Raw genomic sequence first — 17,562 nt, 5'->3', positions numbered from 1 at the left:
CATAGCCGCGATGATGAACGCACCGATGAAAACCTGGCACACCATGCCCACGAGCACGCGCGGCGTGAACACGATGCGGAAGAGGCTCCCCCAGCCGCTGATGTTCCACGGTGCCACGAAGCCGAAATCGAGCGGCATGAACAGGTCCCAGTCCACGCCGAACAGGATCGAGGTGATCACGCTCGCCACGATGACCATGGTCACGAGGATGAGGAACGCCCACCCACCCGTTTTGAGCAGCTTGCCGTAATCGATACCGCTCCTGCGCGGGGCGCAGTCGACTCCCCATGCAGCAAGGCGCGCCCATTCGTACGCGTAACCCAAAAGCGCGATGGTGCCAAGAAACGGCACCCACGATAAGAGCGCCAGAACCACGATCGACTTATACCATCCGCGCTCTCCGGTGAGCATATTCCATGAAGTCACAAACCCCAGCCGACGACTCTGCATCCCCGATCTCTCCTACTGCCTATCGCCCCCGCGTCATGCGCACCGCGGCGAGTGCGCCACAAAACCGCGCAGTGCGATCCATTCATATACATCATGCATATAAAGTGTATCGGCTTCAGGGCAACACATGCAGGCACCCCGCGCGATTTGGTATCAAGCGGCAAAGATATAAGTGTTTGTTAAGCAAGATGGTGGCGTGTAGCGTACCGTGCCCGTATGGCCGCCCGCGCTTGAGCGAGCCGGGCCAGCCTATCAGCAGAATCGGCTCGCCCTCGCACTGCGCTGCCACCGATCAGCTCGCCGTCGAGCATCCACCAGCCTGTAACGGCGCCCTCTTCCCCGCGCTTGTACGAGCTGCACAAAATCCCCGTTTGCATTGTCGGAAAGATACGGTACAATTTCCTGTGCTGAACACGGAGAGTTGTCCGAGTGGCCGAAGGAGCACGATTGGAAATCGTGTAGGCGCCAAAAGCGTCTCCAGGGTTCAAATCCCTGACTCTCCGCCAGTTGCTTTCTCGCGGCGCGCCCCCTTCCTCGATGGCGCGCCGTTCACCCCATGCGGAGGGGTGGCAGAGTGGTTGAATGCGGCGGTCTCGAAAACCGTTTACCCGGTGTCCCCGGGTACGAGGGTTCGAATCCCTCCTCCTCCGCCAGTTTCCTTTTCCAAAACCAAATCACCCATTGCCCCAACCCTTCTTTCCGCTTGACACGGCCGTGGGTCATTTTGGGGTCATTTTGGGACGGGTCCGTTTTGACTCATCGTAGTGTTGGACACAAATCCGTGTACATGATGAGTCAAAACGGACCCGTCCCAAAATGACCCAAAATGACCCCATCGAAAGCGATGTAAGATAGCACTCAGTCTTTCGCCCGCATGCCTTACATGGAGAGGACCGCCGATGCACCCCGTCTTCGCTGCCGCCCCTGCAGCAGCCGTCGCCGTCGCCCAATCCGGCGTCGCCTCGCAGCAAGCCGCCGTACCGCTGGGTATCGAGATGTTCGTCGTGGTGGTCTCGTCCGTCACCGGTGTGCTTTCCGCGCGCCAGCACAAGCTCGATTTCGTTGGAGCGCTCTGGCTCGCCGTTCTCGTGGGCCTGGGCGGCGGTCTTTTACGCGACATCATTTTGCAGGTGGGCGACGTCTACATCCTGAACCAACCGCTCGCGCTCCCCACCTCGCTTATCGCGGCAACCATCACCTTTGTGTTCCCCATGATCGTCGAGCGACAAGATCGCATAATCGACATCCTGGATATCTTCGCCGTCGGCCTCTATTCAGCCGTTGGCGCGGACAAGGCAATGGTCTATGGCTTCGAGCCGACCGTCTGCGTCATGATGGGCTTCTTCACCGCTGTGGGCGGCGGCTTGCTGCGAGACATCTGCCTCGCGAAGACCCCCTCGATCTTTAAGCGCGGCAACTTCTACGCTATCGCAGCCATAGCCGGCTCCACCGCCTATATCTTTCTGGTCCAGGGGTGCAGCGTGAACAACATCGCCGCGCTCACGTTCAGCACAGCGCTTACCATGTTCGTGCGATGGCTTTCGCTGCACTATAACATCCAATCCCCCACCGAGGTCGACCTTACACGCGTGGTGCCGCGCCGGCACCGCACCGCCGACGTTGCTGGTGCGCGCCGAGAGGTTACCGCGCGCTCCGCAGATGCCCTCGCCGACCGCCGTGAGCGCACCCTTGCCGATATCCAGGAGCGTCGCGAACAAGAACGTCGCAAGGAAGCGCTCTCGCGCCTCAAGCGCATGCGTCGCAAGCGCGGCCAGAGAAAGCTCGATATGCAGCGATGAACAGGCCGGGCGATGGCACGCGACCTGCCACAGGCCTCCAAAGCTCGTCGCGGACCACGCGCCTGTCGTGCCCTGCCCGCGCCCGCGGCTGCGCGCATCTTTAGCGGCAGCGTGCACCCGCGTCGATCGCTGAAATGCACTTGCATGCCGAATTACGCAATAAGGGGCCTAAATCGACCCCTTATTGCGTACTTTGGCATGTAATGCGTTCTGTGGCACGGGCAAGGCCTTCGGTGACTACTTCTTCACCTGACCGGAGCGCACCGCAGCCTTCTTGCGATCAGTCGCGTTCAAGATGCGCTTGCGCAGACGAATGTTCTTGGGCGTAACCTCCACAAGCTCGTCGTCCGCGATGTACTCGAGCGCCTCCTCGAGCGTAAAGGTGCGCGGCGGCGTGAGCTGAACGGCAATATCTGCCGTTGAGGAGCGCTGGTTGCCCAGGTTCTTGGTGCGCGCGATGTTCACCACCATGTCGCCCGGCTTGCTGCGCTCGCCCACGATCATGCCCTCGTAGCACTCGGTGCCCGGCTCAACAAAGAGCTGACCGCGCTCCTGAAGCGTGCCGAGGGCGTAGGCAACCGCCTTCTCGGTGGTCATGGAAATCATGGCGCCGTTGTTGCGCCCGCCGAGCTCGCCGGCATAGGGGCCGTACTCCAGGAAGGTGTGGTAGAACACGCCTTCACCGTGGGTGACGTTCAAGATGCGGTTCTTGAGGCCCATGATGCCACGCGTAGGAATCTTGAACTCGAGATGGGTAACGGTCGAACCAGCCTGCATGCTCACCATGGTGCCACCGGCATTGCCGAACACCTCGATGACCTTGCCCGAGTACTCGTCGGGGCACTCGACTACAGCCTGCTCAACGGGCTCCATCTTGTTGCCGTTCTCGTCGTTCTTGAAGAGCACGCGCGGGCGGCCCACCTGGAACTCGTACCCCTCGCGGCGCATGGTCTCCATGAGAACGGACAGGTGCAAGATGCCGCGACCGGAGACCTCGACGCCGCTCTTGTCCTCAAGCTCCTCAATGCGCATGGTTACGTTGTTCTCGCCCTCGCGCTCGAGGCGCTCCTTGAGCTGGCGAGCGCCCACGATGTCGCCATCGCGACCCACGAGCGGCGAGGTTGACGCCTCGAACACAACGGAAAGCGTGGGTGGATCGATCTCGATGGGGTCGAGGTGCACCGGATTGTCGGGGTCAGTGTACACATCACCGATGTCCGTGCGGTCGATACCCACCACAGCGGCGATGTCGCCGGCCTGGACCTCCTGGCACTCGGTGCGGCCAAGATAGTCGAACGTGAAGAGCTGCTTGACGACCGCGGTTGAGCTCGAGCCGTCGTTCTTTACCACAAGAATGGTGTCTCCGTTATGCAGACTACCCGAGAACACGCGGCCGATGCCGATGCGCCCCACATAGCTGGAGTGATCGATGGTCATGCACTGCATGGCGAGCGGCGCCGTCTCGTCAACCTCGGGCGCGGGCATATCGTCAATAATCATATCGAGCAGCGGATACATATCCATGTTGCCGTCGTCGGGATCGCGGCGGGCATACCCGTTCACCGCACTTGCATACACCACGTGCTCCATGGCGAACTCAAGCTGCTCGTCGGTGGCGCCAAGATCGGCCATAAGATCGAGGCAGTCGTTGTACGCCTTCTCCGGATCGGCACCGGGGCGGTCAATCTTGTTGAGCACGATCATGATGGCAAGGCCGGTGTCGATTGCATGGCGCAGCACGAAGCGCGTCTGGGGCATGGGGCCCTCGAAGGCGTCGACGAGCAGAAGCGCCCCGTCGGCCATCTTGAGCACGCGCTCGACCTCGCCGCCGAAGTCGGCGTGGCCGGGGGTATCGATGATGTTGATCTTTACGCCCTTGTACTCAATCGAGCAGTTCTTGGCGAGAATGGTGATTCCACGCTCGCGCTCCTGGTCGTTCGAGTCGAGCACGCGATCCTCAACCTGCTGGTTAGCGCGGAAGGCATCCGTGGCGCGCAGCAGCTTGTCCACGATGGTGGTCTTGCCGTGGTCGACGTGGGCGATGATGGCGATATTCCTGAGATTTTCGACGCGCATTACTACTCCCATTGCATATAAAAACAAGCTTCATTTCGGCGAACTAGCAGATTATAGCGCCAAACGGCAAGTGCACAGGCCCACCCGGCCGATAGCTTTCATTTGTGGATGAATTGTTGGGCCAGCGTATTATTTAATAACCCCACTATCTTGAAAAAATTAGCCAAATTTGCACTATGTCGGTCTTTCAACCTGCAGAATGGCGGTGCGGTTTTCCCATCGCGCTGGTAGAAGCCTTGCAATACGGGTGCCTACCAGCCCGCTTAGAGAACCGCAAGCATATCGCTGGAAAAAAGACCGACTTAGCGCACATTTGGATAAAATGGCAATTGGAGGAGAGTTATTAATTAAATAGACCGCTCAATGCGCTCCACTATCCCTCTATGAGCGGCGGCTCCTCGCCCGCGGGCATCGGATCAGCATAGGCAAAATCGTCGCCCAAGCCAAATCCCTCATAGAGCACGTAGGCAGAGTAGCCCGTGGGCGCACCGACCTCCGTCGCAAGGCCGTGCTCGTAGAAGCTCACAAGCACGGCGTCCGCAAAGCCGTCCTCGAGCTGAACGCCACCGACGCAGCCGATGGCATAGCGGGCAATTGGCCCCACTCCATCTTCGGGAACACCCTGCGCGCTGCGGGCAACGAGCGCACGCGCTGCCTCAAGGCACTCCTCTTCGCCGTCATCGCTAAATGCAGCCTCGCTCCGGTTGCCTTGGGAATCTTCCATGCACGCCACGACGCCCGGGTCGCAGCCCGCGGCGAGCTCATCAAGCATGAAGCCGATGAGGTCGCACACCATCTCGTCCAGCTGGGGCGATACCGCGCCCGGCCCCTGCGTATTCTGCGCCATCGCGTTCCCTTCGCCCTGTTGCCGTCTATCACGCGCCCCATTCTAGCACGGGGCAAATACCCCAATCCATGCGCGGGAGCCCCGCCTACCAGCTCCGCCGCGAGCGAAGGCTACAGCCGCGCCGCCTCTTCGGCAATCTTGGCGGCGGCATCGCGCTGGCGCAGCAGCTCGGCGGAGCGCTTCTGCAGCACAGAAATCTGCCCGGAAAGACTCACCACATCGACGATGCCCCACACCACGAGCATCGAAGCAACGGAGAACGCAAGCACCCCGATCGTGCCGCGCATCCGCGAGCACAGGAGCATGACGATAGCCGCCCCGCCCGCAAGCATTCCCATGCTGCGGCGACGCTCCCGCATGGTGCGCGCTTGAGCCACCACGGTAAGGCGCGCCGTCTCGGCGGCGCGAACCCGCGCCTCGGCCTCGAGGCGAATCTGCTCAGGCGAGTTCGCAGAGGCGGCACCTCCGCGCCCGGAACCCGAGCGAGCTCCCCCGCGAGGCCGCGCACCACTGTGCGATGCTCGCCCGCCACCCTTGAGCAGCACGTCGCGCGCCTCGTTGATGCGGCGCATCTGCTGCTCCGCACGAGCGCGCAGCCGCTTGTTCTCGCCAAACTTATCGGGATGGAGCATCTGCGCGAGCTCGCGATAGGCAAGCGAAACCTCTTCGCGCGAGGCTCCTTCGGCAAGGCCCAGCACCTGCCATGCTTCGTCGCGCGTCATCGGCAGCACCCGGCAACGACACGCCACCCGCGCCCGCTCACACGGGCCATCGCTGCACCCGTCCGTGTTGCCATCATCACGCCCGCCCGCACTACCGTCGCACTAGAGCGAACCAAGCTCGCTGACCACATGTCCCATGCGCTCCTCCGGTTCGAGCACCTCGACGCCCTCATAACGGAAGAAGCGGGCTGGGTCGTGCATGAGGTCTTCGAGCGGAACGAGCACGAAATCGCGTTCTCCGAGCTTGGGGTGAGGCAGGCGCAGCTTATCGCCCCCATGGCGCTCGCCGTCCATCCACACCAGATCGCAATCGATCACGCGCGGGCCATTGGGGCGCGCGCTCTTGGTGCGGTTGCGGCCCAACGAGTTCTCGATGGAGAGAAGCTCGTCGAGCAGCACCAAGGGCGCAAGCTCCGTCTTGATCTCTACAACGGCGTTCGCGAACGGCGCCTGGCGGGTCTCGTATGCAGGTTCGCTCTCATAGATGCGCGAGCAATTAGATACGCAGGTGAGAGGGATCTCGGCGATAAGGTCGCGAGCTGCCCGAATGTTGTCGGTGCGGTTGCCCATGTTGGAGCCGAGCGCCACGAACGCACGTCGCGGCTGCGGACGCGCCACCGACCAGAAGCCATTGAGGAACTGCGCGAACCCGGCGACATCGTGCACCCGCACGATGTTCGCCCCGTTCTCGATAGCACCCAGGCACACGCCGAACGTGGCCGCATCGCGGTCCGCAGCTTCCTCCACGCCGGACACAGCGCCAATGAAGCGCTTGCGCGAGACAGCGCAAAGCAGCGGATAGCCGAGCGAGGCCATCTTCGCGGTCTCACGCTGAATGATGACGTCCTCGTTGGCCGACTTGCCAAAACCGGCGCCCGGATCGATGCAGATGCGGTCACGCGACACGCCCGCGCGCACGAGGGCGCGAGCCTGGTCGGAGAGAAAGCCCATGACACGGCGCATGATCGGGGCGGAATCCGGCAAGGTGAAACGGCGCGGCTGATACGTACTCACATATGCCTCAGCACGGAGTGCAGACCGGCGCATCACCGCAGCGAGCTCATCCACCACGAGCGAGGCCTCTTGGCCGTCAGCGCCCTGCGCGCCCGCCGAGGCGTCCTGGCCCGAAACGGCTCCATCCGCAGGCCCCTCATCGTGAGCCGCCGGGGCAACCTCGGCAGATGGCGCGGCTTCCTTCTCCTCCGCGCCGAACGCCTCGCCGAAGGGAAGCTGCGGCTGCACGAACGTGGCCCCCAGCTTGCCGGCGCGCTTGCCCCGCACCCGCTTGGCCTTTCCGCTCTTTGCCGCGGCGGCCTCCTCTTCCGCCTCGCGCGCTCTCTCGGCAACAAACGCCGCGGCCGAGGTATCCAACTGGACCGCGGTGCGCGCACGCGCCGGCTGCTCGGACACCTCACCGGCATGGACGATGATTACGCCACAGGTGTTCTTGGCCACAAACTCGACCATCTTAGGGTCGGTGAACCCGGTAACGTCGTTTACGATCGAAGCACCCACGCGCACGGCAGCCTTCGCGACCTCGACATGGCGCGTGTCTATCGACACGACGGCCCCCTTGGCGGCGAGCGCCCGAACGACCGGCAGCACGCGGCGAGCCTCCTCGTCGGCATTCACCGGGCGAAAGCCGGGGCGCGTCGACTCCCCACCCACATCGATGATGTCGGCTCCGGCATCGAGCATGGCCAGGCCGTGCGCGATGGCCGCATCGGTATCGAAGTGCTCGCCCCCGTCGCTAAACGAATCGGGCGTGACGTTGAGCACGCCCATGATGCGCGGTCGGTCGAACGTAAGGGTGTATTTTCCGCAACGCCAGACTTTGGTGTCGTACGCCATGTAGGTCCTTTCGCCTCGGCGCCGCGCAGCCCGCCGCACCGGTCGATACAGAGTTAGTTCTATTGTATCCGCCTGAGGCGCAAAAGCCTCGCCACGCGCGGATATCACACAGGCACGGGCGCGCCGGCCAGGGCGGCGCAAAGCATCAAAGCGGCCACCGCCGAGAACCGGCAGCTAGAACGCGAACGCTTGCGCGATATCGCACGAGATGAGGACGTCTGCCCGTGCGTCTTGCGGCGTGGGATCGCGATTGACGATAACCAGCGTATCGCCTTGGAAATACTGGAGCAGCCCGGCTGCCGGATACACCACAAGCGATGTTCCTCCAACCACCAATACATCAGCCGAGGCAATGGCGCGCACGGCCCCCTCGATCACATCTTGGTTGAGCGGTTCCTCGTACAGCACGACATCCGGCTTGATTCTCCCGCCACATGCAGGGCAACGGGGAATGCCCTCCTCGTCCTCGAGTTCGCGAGAAACCATCTGGCAGGCCGAATATACCGTCCCGCAGCGCTGGCAGATATTGCGATGCACCGATCCGTGCAGCTCCCACACGCAGCGGCTTCCCGCTGCCTGGTGCAGCCCGTCGATATTCTGCGTTACCACGGCATCGAGCTTTCCGGAGCGCTCAAGCTCGGCGAGCTTGCGATGGCATTGGTTTGGCTGAGCATCGAGCGCAATCATGCGCTCGCGGTAGAAGGCGAAGAAGTCCGCTGGATGGGCCTCGTAGAAGGAATGGGAGAGCATGGTTTCCGGTGGGTAGGCAAAGCGCTGGCTATAGAGCCCGTCCGCGCTACGGAAATCGGGAATGCCGCTCGCCGTGGACACGCCAGCCCCGCCAAAGAAGACCGAGCGCGCATGGGTATCGAACAAATCCCGTAGCTTCTCCGCCGCCTCATCCGAATCAGATGTCGTCCATCCTTGCCCGAGCATGGGGCCTCCCTTCTGCATGCGGTCGGCGCAAGCCGGCGGCAGCGAAAAATGCACGCGCCATCGGGCGCATGCGCGCACGCCGCGCCGGCAGCAAGCGCACTATCCACTATACGTCGCCCGGCGTCCGCGCGCACTACGTTCGCTCTGCGATACGCCGCCTGGCGTCTGCGCGCACTACGTTCGCTCCGCAACCCGTCGCTTGACGTGCGCGCACTATGCCCATTCCGCAACACGCCCCCGGCATCCATGCGCACTGTGCTCGCTTGATGGCAGGAAGCCTCCCCGATACCACCTGGTCCACGATACGCTAGGATGGACGCAGCGTTTCGTATCCACCCCCGTTCGAGGGAGCATGCATGTCTCAAATCACCCCCGTCGCTGCGGAGCGTGCGTATAAGTTCGCATCGTGGAATGTCAACGGCCTGCGCGCCGTCCTCAAGAAGGACCCGAGCTTCACCCAGATCGCCGAGGAGCTGGATGCAGACATCCTCGCCATCCAGGAAACCAAGATGCAGGAAGGCCAGGCGCACATAGATCTTCCCGGCTATCTGCAGGTTTGGAGCTATGCCGAGCGCAAAGGCTACTCGGGCACCGCTGTGTTCGTACGTGAGGAGGCACTCGGAGCGCCGCTTTCGGTGCGCCATGCCGAAGAGCTGCTCCCCCTCGCCGCAGAAGGCGCAGCATCCGAACTTGTCGCGACAGCCGTCACCGAGGGCCGTGTCTGCGCGCTTGAATTCGAGCGCTTCTGGTTCGTCGATGTCTACACGCCGAACGCGCAGAACGAACTCGCGCGCATCGATACGCGCATGGCCTGGGACGATGCCTACCGAGCATTCCTGCAAGAGCTTGAGCGCGAAACCGGCAAGCCCGTAGTAACCTGCGGCGACTTCAACGTTGCGCACGAAGAGATCGACCTCAAGAACCCCAAGAGCAACCGTGGCAATGCCGGCTTCTCCGATGAGGAGCGCGGTAAGTTCACCGAACTGCTTGATGCGGGCTTCACGGACACCTTCCGCCTGCTGCACCCAGACGAGGAGGGCGCCTACAGCTGGTGGAGCTATCGGTTCAACGCGCGCAAGAACAATGCGGGATGGCGTATCGACTACTTCCTGGTGAGCGATGCCATCGCCGACCGCGTTCGCGACGCAACCATCCGCAGCGACATCTTCGGCAGCGACCACTGCCCTGTAGAGCTCGTCATCGAGCTGTAAGCCCAGGCCGAGGACCGGAACCGGCGGCGGAGCCGGGGGTCTGTCCCCAGCCCGGGCACCTGCCCCCGACACCTGCCACGAGAACGTTTTCCGAGTTTGCGGGCACGAAATCGCGAAATTCGGCTTTTTATACCCCCTCTTTTTTCGATTTCCTGCCCGTTAACGTTCTGCGCGAGCATCCAACGCCCGGCACGCCGCCGAAAGCGGCCCCGCCCGTCTGGGCTACAGCGTCATATTCGGGTCTGCGTCGATATCGAAACCGGAGAACTCTCCGCGTTCGAACTTTCGGCGCGCCACCTCGGCAATCATTGCGGCGTTATCAGTGCAGGCATCGCGAGGCGGCAGCGTCACGCGCACGCCTTGGCGGCTAAGCTTCTTGACCATCATCTGGCGGAGATGCGGGTTGGCCGCCACGCCGCCGCCGATGCAATACTCGCGTGCGCCCGTTTCGCGCAAGGCGTTCCAAGCCTTCTTGTACTGCACGTCGAACACCGCCGCCTCGAACGAGGCCGCAAGATCGGGCAGATGGATGGTGCGCCCTGCGGCCGTTTCCTGCTCGATATAGTTGACCACCGCCGTCTTGAGACCCGAAAGCGAGAAGCGGTAATCCCCTTTGCGGTTGAGCGCGCGCGGGAAGTCGATTGCCTTGGGGTCACCGGTTTCGGCCAAACGCGAGATGATGGGACCTCCGGGATAGCCCAGGCCGAGCGCCTTTGCCACCTTATCGAACGCCTCGCCCACCGCATCGTCGAGGGTCTCCCCCAGCACCCGGTAGTCCCCCCAGTCGCGCACATGAACAAGCATGGTGTGACCGCCCGAGACGAGCGTGAAGATAAAGGGGGGCTTGAGGTCCGGCTGGGCCAGAAGGTTGGCAAAGAGATGGCCCTCAAGATGGTTGACCGCTATGAGCGGCACTCCGGCTGAATAGGCGAAGCCTTTGGCAAATGCCACGCCAACAACGAGCGCCCCAACAAGGCCTGGACCCTGCGTCACGCCCACAGCCGCGAGCTCTTTCGGCTCGAGGGTGCCACCGGTAAGGCCGAGCGCCTGAGATGCCTCCTCAAGCGCTGCGTCCACCACGCCAACGATAACCTCAACGTGCTTGCGCGAAGCGATTTCGGGCACCACGCCTCCAAAGCGAGCGTGAAAATCGATCTGCGTCGAGACTTGATTGGCCAGCATCGAGCCCTCGGCATCGATAATCGCGACGGCCGTCTCGTCGCACGAGCTCTCGATGGCGAGCACGAGCTTGCGTCGCTCAATCTCGGTTCGCTCATCCTCCGTCCGATCAACCGGCGCAAGGGGCCATGCACGCATCACGGCCGATGTCGGCTCGGGCGAGGCGGCATCGACTGGAAGGGCAAGCGGAAGCTCCGCTTGCATCACAAGTGCATCGACACCCTGGCCATAGTAGTTTCGGCGCCGGCCAATCTGCTTGAAGCCAAGGTGCTCGTACAGCGCCATGGCGGGAGCGTTTCCGTCTTCCACCTCGAGCGACGCCGTCGTGCAGCCAAGCATCTGGGCATCGTAGCTTACATGGGCCAGAAGCTTTCGAGCGATGCCCGCACGCCGGCGCTCGGGCGCCACGGCAACATCGAGAATCTGCACGTCGTGCTCGATGACCATGCCGCCCGCAAGGCCAACGAGCTCGCCGTTGTCATGAGCCACCCACCAACTACGCGGCACGGTGGCGCCCTCGCCCAACTCCGAAAGGAACTGGGTTGGCGTCCACGGCGTATGAGCCGCACCGGCAAAACAGGACGCCTCGAGGGCAGATGACGCCTCCGCGTCCGCCGCACCCATGGGCCTAAACTGCAGGTGACGGCCGGCAAGCTCATCTGCCACGCCCGTCACTTCGCTCTGAGCGCTCTGGACGAGCCCTAAGCGCTTGCGCTCATTTTCCTCAGCATCCGAGAGGCGCGTATAGATGGGCAGCACGAGCGCGGGGTCGCACGATGTGCGCGCGCCATGCAGCGCGGCAGGGGCCGTGGCGGCGACAGCCCCGTTACCCGCCACCGCGTCAACGGCAGCAACAGCCCCGGCACCTGCAACCGCGCCCATTTCGACAGCTCGCCACGCAAGCAACAGCCCCTCACCCGTCGGGTGCCAGAGCGACTCATCGATGCGATTGGTCAAGCCCGCCTCGTTGAACCGGGATCCATAGCGTTTAAGCCCATCGCCCGTAAGCTGTAGGCTCGCCGCATCTGGGCGCGCGGCCCATTCCTCAACCGCAACGGCCGCCTTGACGACGCGCTCACGGTCGAACATGCGGTGCGCGCCAGCCTCGTCAAGCTGGTAGAGCGCAGGGTATACCTCGCCGCGCATCGCATCGGCCGCAACGCCCAGCAGGCCGCGCACACCCGCACGCCACGCAGTCCATGCGCAGGCATCGAGCGTGGACGCACCGTATAGGGGGACGTTCGCGCCGCGGGCAAGCCCTTTCGCTGTCGAGATGCCAATGCGAACGCCCGTGAACGAGCCTGGGCCACGTCCAACCAGATAGGCATCGACTTCGTCACGCGAACGCCCTGCATCGGCCAAGGCGGCGTCAATCGTGTTCACAAGCTCGACGTTCGCCCGGCGACGACACATATGGTCACCCGTCGCAAGAACATCGATTGCCATCCGCTCGTCGCCGATGGCATCTGTTAGGTGCGCAACCGCGCACGCAAGCATGTCCGTCGATGTATCGATTGCCACCACGAGGCGTTCACTCGACATCTGCTTCACTCTTTCGTCCCATTCTGGCTAAAAATGTCGATTTTAGGCGCTCCGTCGCTCTCAAAAACGCGAATGTGTGCCCGCTATCGCTTCACGCCGTCCAAATTCCAGAGCTTTTCATGTTCCGGACCTGATTATTACTACTAGACCGCCCGCGCTCCAGCCTCACATCGAAGAAAATCGACATTTTTATCCACATTCATCCCGTCCTGCCGGCAAAACCAGCTCGCATGCAGCACAACAAATCAGACCGCTGCCTGCCTTGCTGCCCCATCGCAATCCGCAGCCAGGGCAGCAACGGGCTGCGGGGCCACGTGGCATCCCTACGATATCGCGCGAACCGCATCATCTACTGCCGCCGCAAGCTCTGCAGCGCGTGACCCATGAGGTTCAAGCGCGACCATGCGCTCATGTTCGCCGGTCCGTGTAATCACAACGCCCAGGTACTCGTCCGTCAGCTCATCCTGAAACTGTTCGCCCCACTCCAGCAGGCACGCACCTTCGTAGCCCAGCACATCGAAAATGCCGGTGTCCTCCAGCTCGTAGGCGTGTTCAAGCCGATACAGGTCAAAATGGAAGAGCGGAATACGTCCGCCATCGTGTACGGCCATCAAGGCGAACGTAGGGCTCGTGACCGGATGCTCGTCACCCAGAGCGCGAGAGACGCCCTTGGTGAAGTGCGTCTTTCCCACACCGAGACCACCGGTAAGCACAAGAACGTCACCATCGGCGAGAAGCGGCGCGACAATCTCGCCAAAGCGCTCTGTATCCTCCTGCGATCCGCTACGATATCGCAGCGCCGCCTCCCGTACGAGCGTCATCAACCCTCCTCCGGACGCGGCAACGCGTCGGCATTGTGTTCGGCCTCCACCGTATTAGGCTCGCCCGCGCCCTGGGCCTGCGCATGCGCGCCCGCACCGCTGGCTGGATGACGCGCAAGCCAGTCTCCCAGCATCCGAAAGTCTTCCTCTAGCAGTTCCTGCCAAGCAGGGTTTCGCAGCGCTGCCGCGGGGTGGAAGGTGGGCATAACCGTGAAGCGCCCCGTTTGATGGAACCTTCCGCGCAGCCGGGTGATCCCGGTTTCGGTCTTGAGCACGAAATGCGTCGCCGGATTGCCAAGCGTCACAATGACGTCTGGCCATATGCTCCGGATTTGCTCACGCAAGAACGGAGAGCAGGCAAGGACCTCATCCGGTTTCGGGTTGCGGTTTCCCGGCGGGCGGCACTTCAGCACGTTGGCGATATAGATCTCGTCACGCGTGAGCCCGGCCAACGATAGGATGCTGTTGAGGTTCTCCCCCGCGCGGCCAACGAACGGCTCGCCCTGGAGGTCTTCGTTGCGCCCAGGAGCCTCTCCCACGAACATCACGCGAGCATGCGGATTGCCCACACCGAACACGATGTTCGTGCGCGTCTGGCAGAGCTCGCAGAGCCGGCAATCTCCCATGACGGCGCGAATCTCCTCGAGCGCCACCTCGCGCGGCGCCTGCCGCGTGTGGCCTGGAATATGCATGATGCCCATGGCAGCTCCTTATCTCTCCCCATGCGCCGAAGCGCTGCATGCCCGCGCCCTTGCAGGCACCCCGCGCGTCGAAGGCGCGCTAGCAGGCGGGCCTCAAAACGCCCTAGGGAGGCTCGTTAGAGGTACACCTTGTCGAGGCGCATCCCGAAATCGCAGACCACCTCGTAATTAATCGTTCCGCGCAACCGCGCCATTTCATCGGCGCTAATCTCGGCGTCGCCATCGCGACCGATGATGGTCATGACGTCGCCATATTCCGCCTCGGGAATCTGATGGATGGGTGTCTGCTGGATAGCAACCATGCACTGGTCCATGCAGATATTGCCCACCTGGCGCACCCGTTCTCCGCGGTACAGCACCTCCATACGGTTTGAAAGCGTGCGCGAAAGGCCGTCGGCGTAACCGATGGGCAGCGTGCATATCTGCACCGCCGTGCGCGGAACGCGGTACGTATACCCATAGCTCACGCCCTCGCCCATCGCCGGATGAGCGGTGCGCGTCACCCGTGCTCGAACGCTCATAACGGGATCGAGCTTGATGACCGAACGCGATGAATCGCACGGATAGAGCCCGTAAAGCCCGATGCCAACCCGCACCATATCGTAGTGCGTCGAGGGGTCGAGCATCGTAGCCGGTGTGTTGTCGCAATGCACCGTGCCGCAATTGAAGCCCGCATCCTCGAGCGCGCGGACCGCCTCTTCGAAACGCTTGCACTGGAGCTTGTAATCCCAGCCGGCAACGTCTTCGGCAGTTGCGAAGTGCGTAAATACGCCATCGCATTGAATCCCGCGATGGAAGTTGATATTACGGCAGAACTCGAGAACATCGGCATAGTGCACGCCGATACGGTTCATGCCGGTCTCGATTGCGAGGTGGTACTTGCCCACCGTACCCGCTCGCACAGCGCACTCACCATAGGCGAGCGCAAACTCGATGGTGTAGACGGTAGGCATGATGTTCTTCTCGATAAGCTGCGGAATCGCGGTTATGGGCGGCTCGCTCAATATGAGAATCGGAGCCTGGATTCCAGCCTCGCGCAGCTCGACGCCCTCGCGAACCGTGGCGACCGCGAACATGTCCGCGCCAGCCGAGTGGAGCACGCGCGCGCATTCGATGGCTCCGTGCCCGTAAGCATCTGCCTTGACAACGCAGCACAGCTTCTGCCGCGGAGCGAGCAGGCTTTTGTAGGCACGCAAGTTCCGACGGAGTGCTCCGCGATCTATCTCAACCCACGACCAACGCCCCTCGGGCACCTTCACCTGAGACATCGCGCCTTACGCCTCCTCTACCTGCGAGTCCTCATCGAGCACGCCCAAATCGTGGAGGGCACTTTCCGCAGCAAGCTCCATAGCGTCCCCGATTAAGTCGATGAGGTCCGTCGCGATCACGCTCTTCTCGCCAAATCTTGAAGCTGCGGCAAATCCCGTGAACGAGTGCACGGTTACCGCATAGGCGCACAGCAGCTCCCAGGGCCCTGCGTAGTTGTGAGCCTGCGCGACAGAGCCCGCGATGATACCGGCAAGAACATCGCCCGAACCAGCCGTGGCGAGTGAAGCGGGCCCAGCCATGGGCAGGAGAACCTTCTCCACGCCCGCCACAGCAGTCGACGGGCCCTTGGCCACGACGATCATATCCTCCGAGCCGGCGGCCCAGAGCAACCGGCGCGAAGCTTCGATTGCCGTACCGAGGTCAGCTACCGGATCGTCGCCAATTAGACGCGAGAGCTCCTTATGGTGCGGCGTCAGGATAAGGGGTGCATCGCGCCGGTAAAGCTCGGGCGTCTTATCGATTCCGCCGATGGAATACTTCGCAAGGCAGTTGAGGGCATCGGCGTCCAACACGAGCGGAACATCCATTTTCAGAAGCCCCGATACCACATCGATGCAGCCCGCAGAAGTCGTAATGCCAGGGCCACAGAGCACGCAGGAGAACTTTTCGGCGGCCTTACACACCGCCTTGCGCGCAGCAGCACCGAATGCGCCGCGTGAATCCGAGGGGATGTCGATAACGGGAACGGACGGCAAGGCCATGCGAACCAGATTGGCGCAGGCAGAAGGACATGCCACGGCAACGTATCCAGCCCCCGCGCGCGCAGCGGCCTTTGCGGCCATCATCGCCGCGCCCGGATACGTCGCGGAGCCGGCAACGACGAGCACCGAACCACGAGAATACTTGTTGATGTTCATCGGCAAAGGCTCGAAGAAATCGATCAAGTCGGCGGAATCGACTATTTCCGCCTCATGCTCAACATCATCGATTACCTCATCAAGCTGGTCATACAGACGCCCACACACGATTTCGCCAGCATATTCGGGACCGTCGGCACTATATAACCCGAGCTTGGGCGCAAGCATGGTCGCCGTGCGGGTAGCACGTATGCAGTCATGCTCAACCACACCCGTCTGCGCATCAAGACCTGAAGGGACGTCGACCGAAAGCACGGTAGGCTCCAGCTCGTTCACAACAGGAACCCAGATAGAAAATGGCGGACGGAGCTCTCCATGGAAACCAGTGCCCAGAATGGCATCGATAACCAGATCAGCCTCGCCGATAAGTTCGCCGAGCTCGTCTTTAGATGGGCCCACAACAATATTGACATCGCGACCAGCGGTGCGCCGGGCAACATGGCGCGCCAAGGGTGCAGATATCTCATCGGGCTCAACTGGGCTCACCACATCAACGTGAACATCCTTTTGGGCCAAGATGTCTGCAGCAACCCAGCCGTCCCCGCCGTTGTTGCCAAATCCAACGAGAATCACAACGCGGCTCGGATTGCCCTTAAGCGCTTCGGAGGCAACGAACTCGCCGGCAAACTCCATGAGCTCGGCTTTCGACGTGCCCTCTTTTTCAATTACGTCTTCGAGACGGCGCACCTCATCACAGCTCAGAACCGGTCTCATAGACACCCCCATGCTCGATTATGGTCTCACCGGAAACAGATCTCAGCTCATTATCCTGCACTCGCTCAAGTTCATCGAGCACAGATCGGGCCTCTCGAAAAGACCGCGCGATACGCTGGCGCTCATCTTCGGGCTTCTCCTTCGGCCGAGGTCGGGCGTCCTCGGTAATGGCCATCGCATTCGCAACGGCAAGATCGCTGGTAAGGGATAGCGAGAGAGCAACCTCGATGATTCCGAGCTCATGGGCCACCTCGAGGGCCCTCCCCGCCAGCACGACAGACGGGCGCCCGGACGCGTCGCGCGACACCGACACATCCTTACGACCGATTCCTTTGGCAAAGCCAGTGCCCAACGCCTTAAGCACGGCCTCTCGGGCGGCAAAACGGCTTGCATAGTGTGCGGCAGGACGGGCCGAAGCCTCGCAGTACGCACGCTCTTCATCGGTGAACATGCGCTGTGCAAACGAGGGAGTGCGCTTGAGGATCTGCTCCATGCGCGATATTTCGACGATATCGACGCCGATACCA

General features: G+C 62.2%; 13 protein-coding genes, 2 tRNA genes and 1 pseudogene. 4 read left to right on the top strand and 12 right to left on the bottom strand.

Features of this window, described 5'->3' with window-relative positions:
- Nucleotides 1–450: pseudogene (locus HGEM_RS06840) on the bottom strand (DUF4013 domain-containing protein); the annotation flags it as partial.
- Nucleotides 451–865: 415 nt separating this feature from the next.
- On the opposite strand from HGEM_RS06840, the gene HGEM_RS06835 reads away from it, so the two are divergent.
- From HGEM_RS06835 to HGEM_RS06825, 3 genes are all read left to right on the top strand, one after another.
- Nucleotides 866–956: transfer RNA gene (locus tag HGEM_RS06835), tRNA-Ser, on the top strand.
- A 54-nt stretch (nucleotides 957–1,010) separates the two neighbouring features.
- Nucleotides 1,011–1,103: transfer RNA gene (locus tag HGEM_RS06830), tRNA-Ser, on the top strand.
- Nucleotides 1,104–1,349: 246 nt separating this feature from the next.
- A complete protein-coding gene (locus tag HGEM_RS06825) occupies nucleotides 1,350–2,249 on the top strand; it encodes a trimeric intracellular cation channel family protein (RefSeq protein WP_019128682.1) in 900 nt (299 codons plus the stop codon).
- Between the two features lie 237 nt (nucleotides 2,250–2,486).
- On the opposite strand, the gene typA is transcribed toward HGEM_RS06825, so the two are convergent.
- The 5 genes from typA to HGEM_RS06800 form a co-directional block, all read right to left on the bottom strand.
- Complete coding sequence (gene typA, locus HGEM_RS06820) at nucleotides 2,487–4,325, bottom strand: translational GTPase TypA (protein ID WP_019128681.1); 1,839 nt, start codon at nucleotides 4,323–4,325, stop codon at nucleotides 2,487–2,489.
- Between the two features lie 373 nt (nucleotides 4,326–4,698).
- Complete coding sequence (locus tag HGEM_RS06815) at nucleotides 4,699–5,172, bottom strand: hypothetical protein (RefSeq protein WP_019128680.1); 474 nt, start codon at nucleotides 5,170–5,172, stop codon at nucleotides 4,699–4,701.
- 110 nt (nucleotides 5,173–5,282) lie between these two features.
- Nucleotides 5,283–5,894: a J domain-containing protein gene (locus HGEM_RS06810; protein WP_019128679.1), complete on the bottom strand. Its 612-nt coding sequence runs from the start codon at nucleotides 5,892–5,894 to the stop codon at nucleotides 5,283–5,285.
- Between the two features lie 102 nt (nucleotides 5,895–5,996).
- Nucleotides 5,997–7,745 (bottom strand): dihydropteroate synthase, encoded by a 1,749-nt coding sequence (gene folP, locus HGEM_RS06805; protein WP_019128678.1) that lies wholly within the window; start codon nucleotides 7,743–7,745, stop codon nucleotides 5,997–5,999.
- A 174-nt stretch (nucleotides 7,746–7,919) separates the two neighbouring features.
- Nucleotides 7,920–8,681: an NAD-dependent protein deacylase gene (locus HGEM_RS06800; RefSeq protein ID WP_019128677.1), complete on the bottom strand. Its 762-nt coding sequence runs from the start codon at nucleotides 8,679–8,681 to the stop codon at nucleotides 7,920–7,922.
- A 356-nt stretch (nucleotides 8,682–9,037) separates the two neighbouring features.
- Here HGEM_RS06800 and HGEM_RS06795 point away from each other — a divergent pair, with 356 nt between their 5' ends.
- Nucleotides 9,038–9,892 carry an exodeoxyribonuclease III gene (locus HGEM_RS06795; protein ID WP_019128676.1) on the top strand — a complete coding sequence of 285 codons (855 nt, stop codon included), beginning with the start codon at nucleotides 9,038–9,040 and terminating at the stop codon, nucleotides 9,890–9,892.
- A 222-nt stretch (nucleotides 9,893–10,114) separates the two neighbouring features.
- Here the strand turns inward: HGEM_RS06795 and tsaD are convergent, their stop codons facing one another.
- The 6 genes from tsaD to acpS form a co-directional block, all read right to left on the bottom strand.
- Nucleotides 10,115–12,613: a tRNA (adenosine(37)-N6)-threonylcarbamoyltransferase complex transferase subunit TsaD gene (gene tsaD, locus HGEM_RS06790; protein WP_019128675.1), complete on the bottom strand. Its 2,499-nt coding sequence runs from the start codon at nucleotides 12,611–12,613 to the stop codon at nucleotides 10,115–10,117.
- Nucleotides 12,614–12,936: 323 nt separating this feature from the next.
- Complete coding sequence (tsaE, locus tag HGEM_RS06785; RefSeq protein WP_019128674.1) at nucleotides 12,937–13,434, bottom strand: tRNA (adenosine(37)-N6)-threonylcarbamoyltransferase complex ATPase subunit type 1 TsaE; 498 nt, start codon at nucleotides 13,432–13,434, stop codon at nucleotides 12,937–12,939.
- The gene (locus tag HGEM_RS06780) at nucleotides 13,434–14,135 is read right to left on the bottom strand and encodes a uracil-DNA glycosylase (protein ID WP_019128673.1); all 702 of its coding nucleotides are present in this window, start codon (nucleotides 14,133–14,135) and stop codon (nucleotides 13,434–13,436) included. The genes tsaE and HGEM_RS06780 overlap by 1 nt, the downstream gene beginning before the upstream one ends.
- A gap of 116 nt (nucleotides 14,136–14,251) precedes the next feature.
- The gene (gene alr / locus HGEM_RS06775; protein WP_019128672.1) at nucleotides 14,252–15,403 is read right to left on the bottom strand and encodes an alanine racemase; all 1,152 of its coding nucleotides are present in this window, start codon (nucleotides 15,401–15,403) and stop codon (nucleotides 14,252–14,254) included.
- Nucleotides 15,404–15,409: 6 nt separating this feature from the next.
- Nucleotides 15,410–17,035: an NAD(P)H-hydrate dehydratase gene (locus HGEM_RS06770; RefSeq protein WP_081580865.1), complete on the bottom strand. Its 1,626-nt coding sequence runs from the start codon at nucleotides 17,033–17,035 to the stop codon at nucleotides 15,410–15,412.
- A partial coding sequence (gene acpS / locus HGEM_RS06765) for a holo-ACP synthase (protein ID WP_019128670.1) occupies nucleotides 17,013–17,562 on the bottom strand: 550 nt, incomplete at its 5' end. The genes HGEM_RS06770 and acpS, both read right to left, overlap by 23 nt.

Origin of the sequence: Enorma massiliensis phI (genome assembly GCF_000311845.1) — a bacterium.
GTDB lineage: Bacteria > Actinomycetota > Coriobacteriia > Coriobacteriales > Coriobacteriaceae > Enorma > Enorma massiliensis.
This window is presented reverse-complemented; position numbering and strand designations above follow the sequence as displayed.

Bases quoted from the DNA above. Each gene is read 5' to 3' on its own strand.
- tsaE (WP_019128674.1), bottom strand. From the start codon at position 13,434: ATGACGCTCGTACGGGAGGCGGCGCTGCGATATCGTAGCGGATCGCAG.
- folP (WP_019128678.1), bottom strand. From the start codon at position 7,745: ATGGCGTACGACACCAAAGTCTGGCGTTGCGGAAAATACACCCTTACG.
- HGEM_RS06795 (WP_019128676.1), top strand. From the start codon at position 9,038: ATGTCTCAAATCACCCCCGTCGCTGCGGAGCGTGCGTATAAGTTCGCA.
- HGEM_RS06810 (WP_019128679.1), bottom strand. From the start codon at position 5,894: ATGACGCGCGACGAAGCATGGCAGGTGCTGGGCCTTGCCGAAGGAGCC.
- HGEM_RS06770 (WP_081580865.1), bottom strand. From the start codon at position 17,035: ATGAGACCGGTTCTGAGCTGTGATGAGGTGCGCCGTCTCGAAGACGTA.
- HGEM_RS06815 (WP_019128680.1), bottom strand. From the start codon at position 5,172: ATGGCGCAGAATACGCAGGGGCCGGGCGCGGTATCGCCCCAGCTGGAC.
- HGEM_RS06825 (WP_019128682.1), top strand. From the start codon at position 1,350: ATGCACCCCGTCTTCGCTGCCGCCCCTGCAGCAGCCGTCGCCGTCGCC.
- tsaD (WP_019128675.1), bottom strand. From the start codon at position 12,613: ATGTCGAGTGAACGCCTCGTGGTGGCAATCGATACATCGACGGACATG.
- HGEM_RS06780 (WP_019128673.1), bottom strand. From the start codon at position 14,135: ATGGGCATCATGCATATTCCAGGCCACACGCGGCAGGCGCCGCGCGAG.
- typA (WP_019128681.1), bottom strand. From the start codon at position 4,325: ATGCGCGTCGAAAATCTCAGGAATATCGCCATCATCGCCCACGTCGAC.
- alr (WP_019128672.1), bottom strand. From the start codon at position 15,403: ATGTCTCAGGTGAAGGTGCCCGAGGGGCGTTGGTCGTGGGTTGAGATA.
- HGEM_RS06800 (WP_019128677.1), bottom strand. From the start codon at position 8,681: ATGCTCGGGCAAGGATGGACGACATCTGATTCGGATGAGGCGGCGGAG.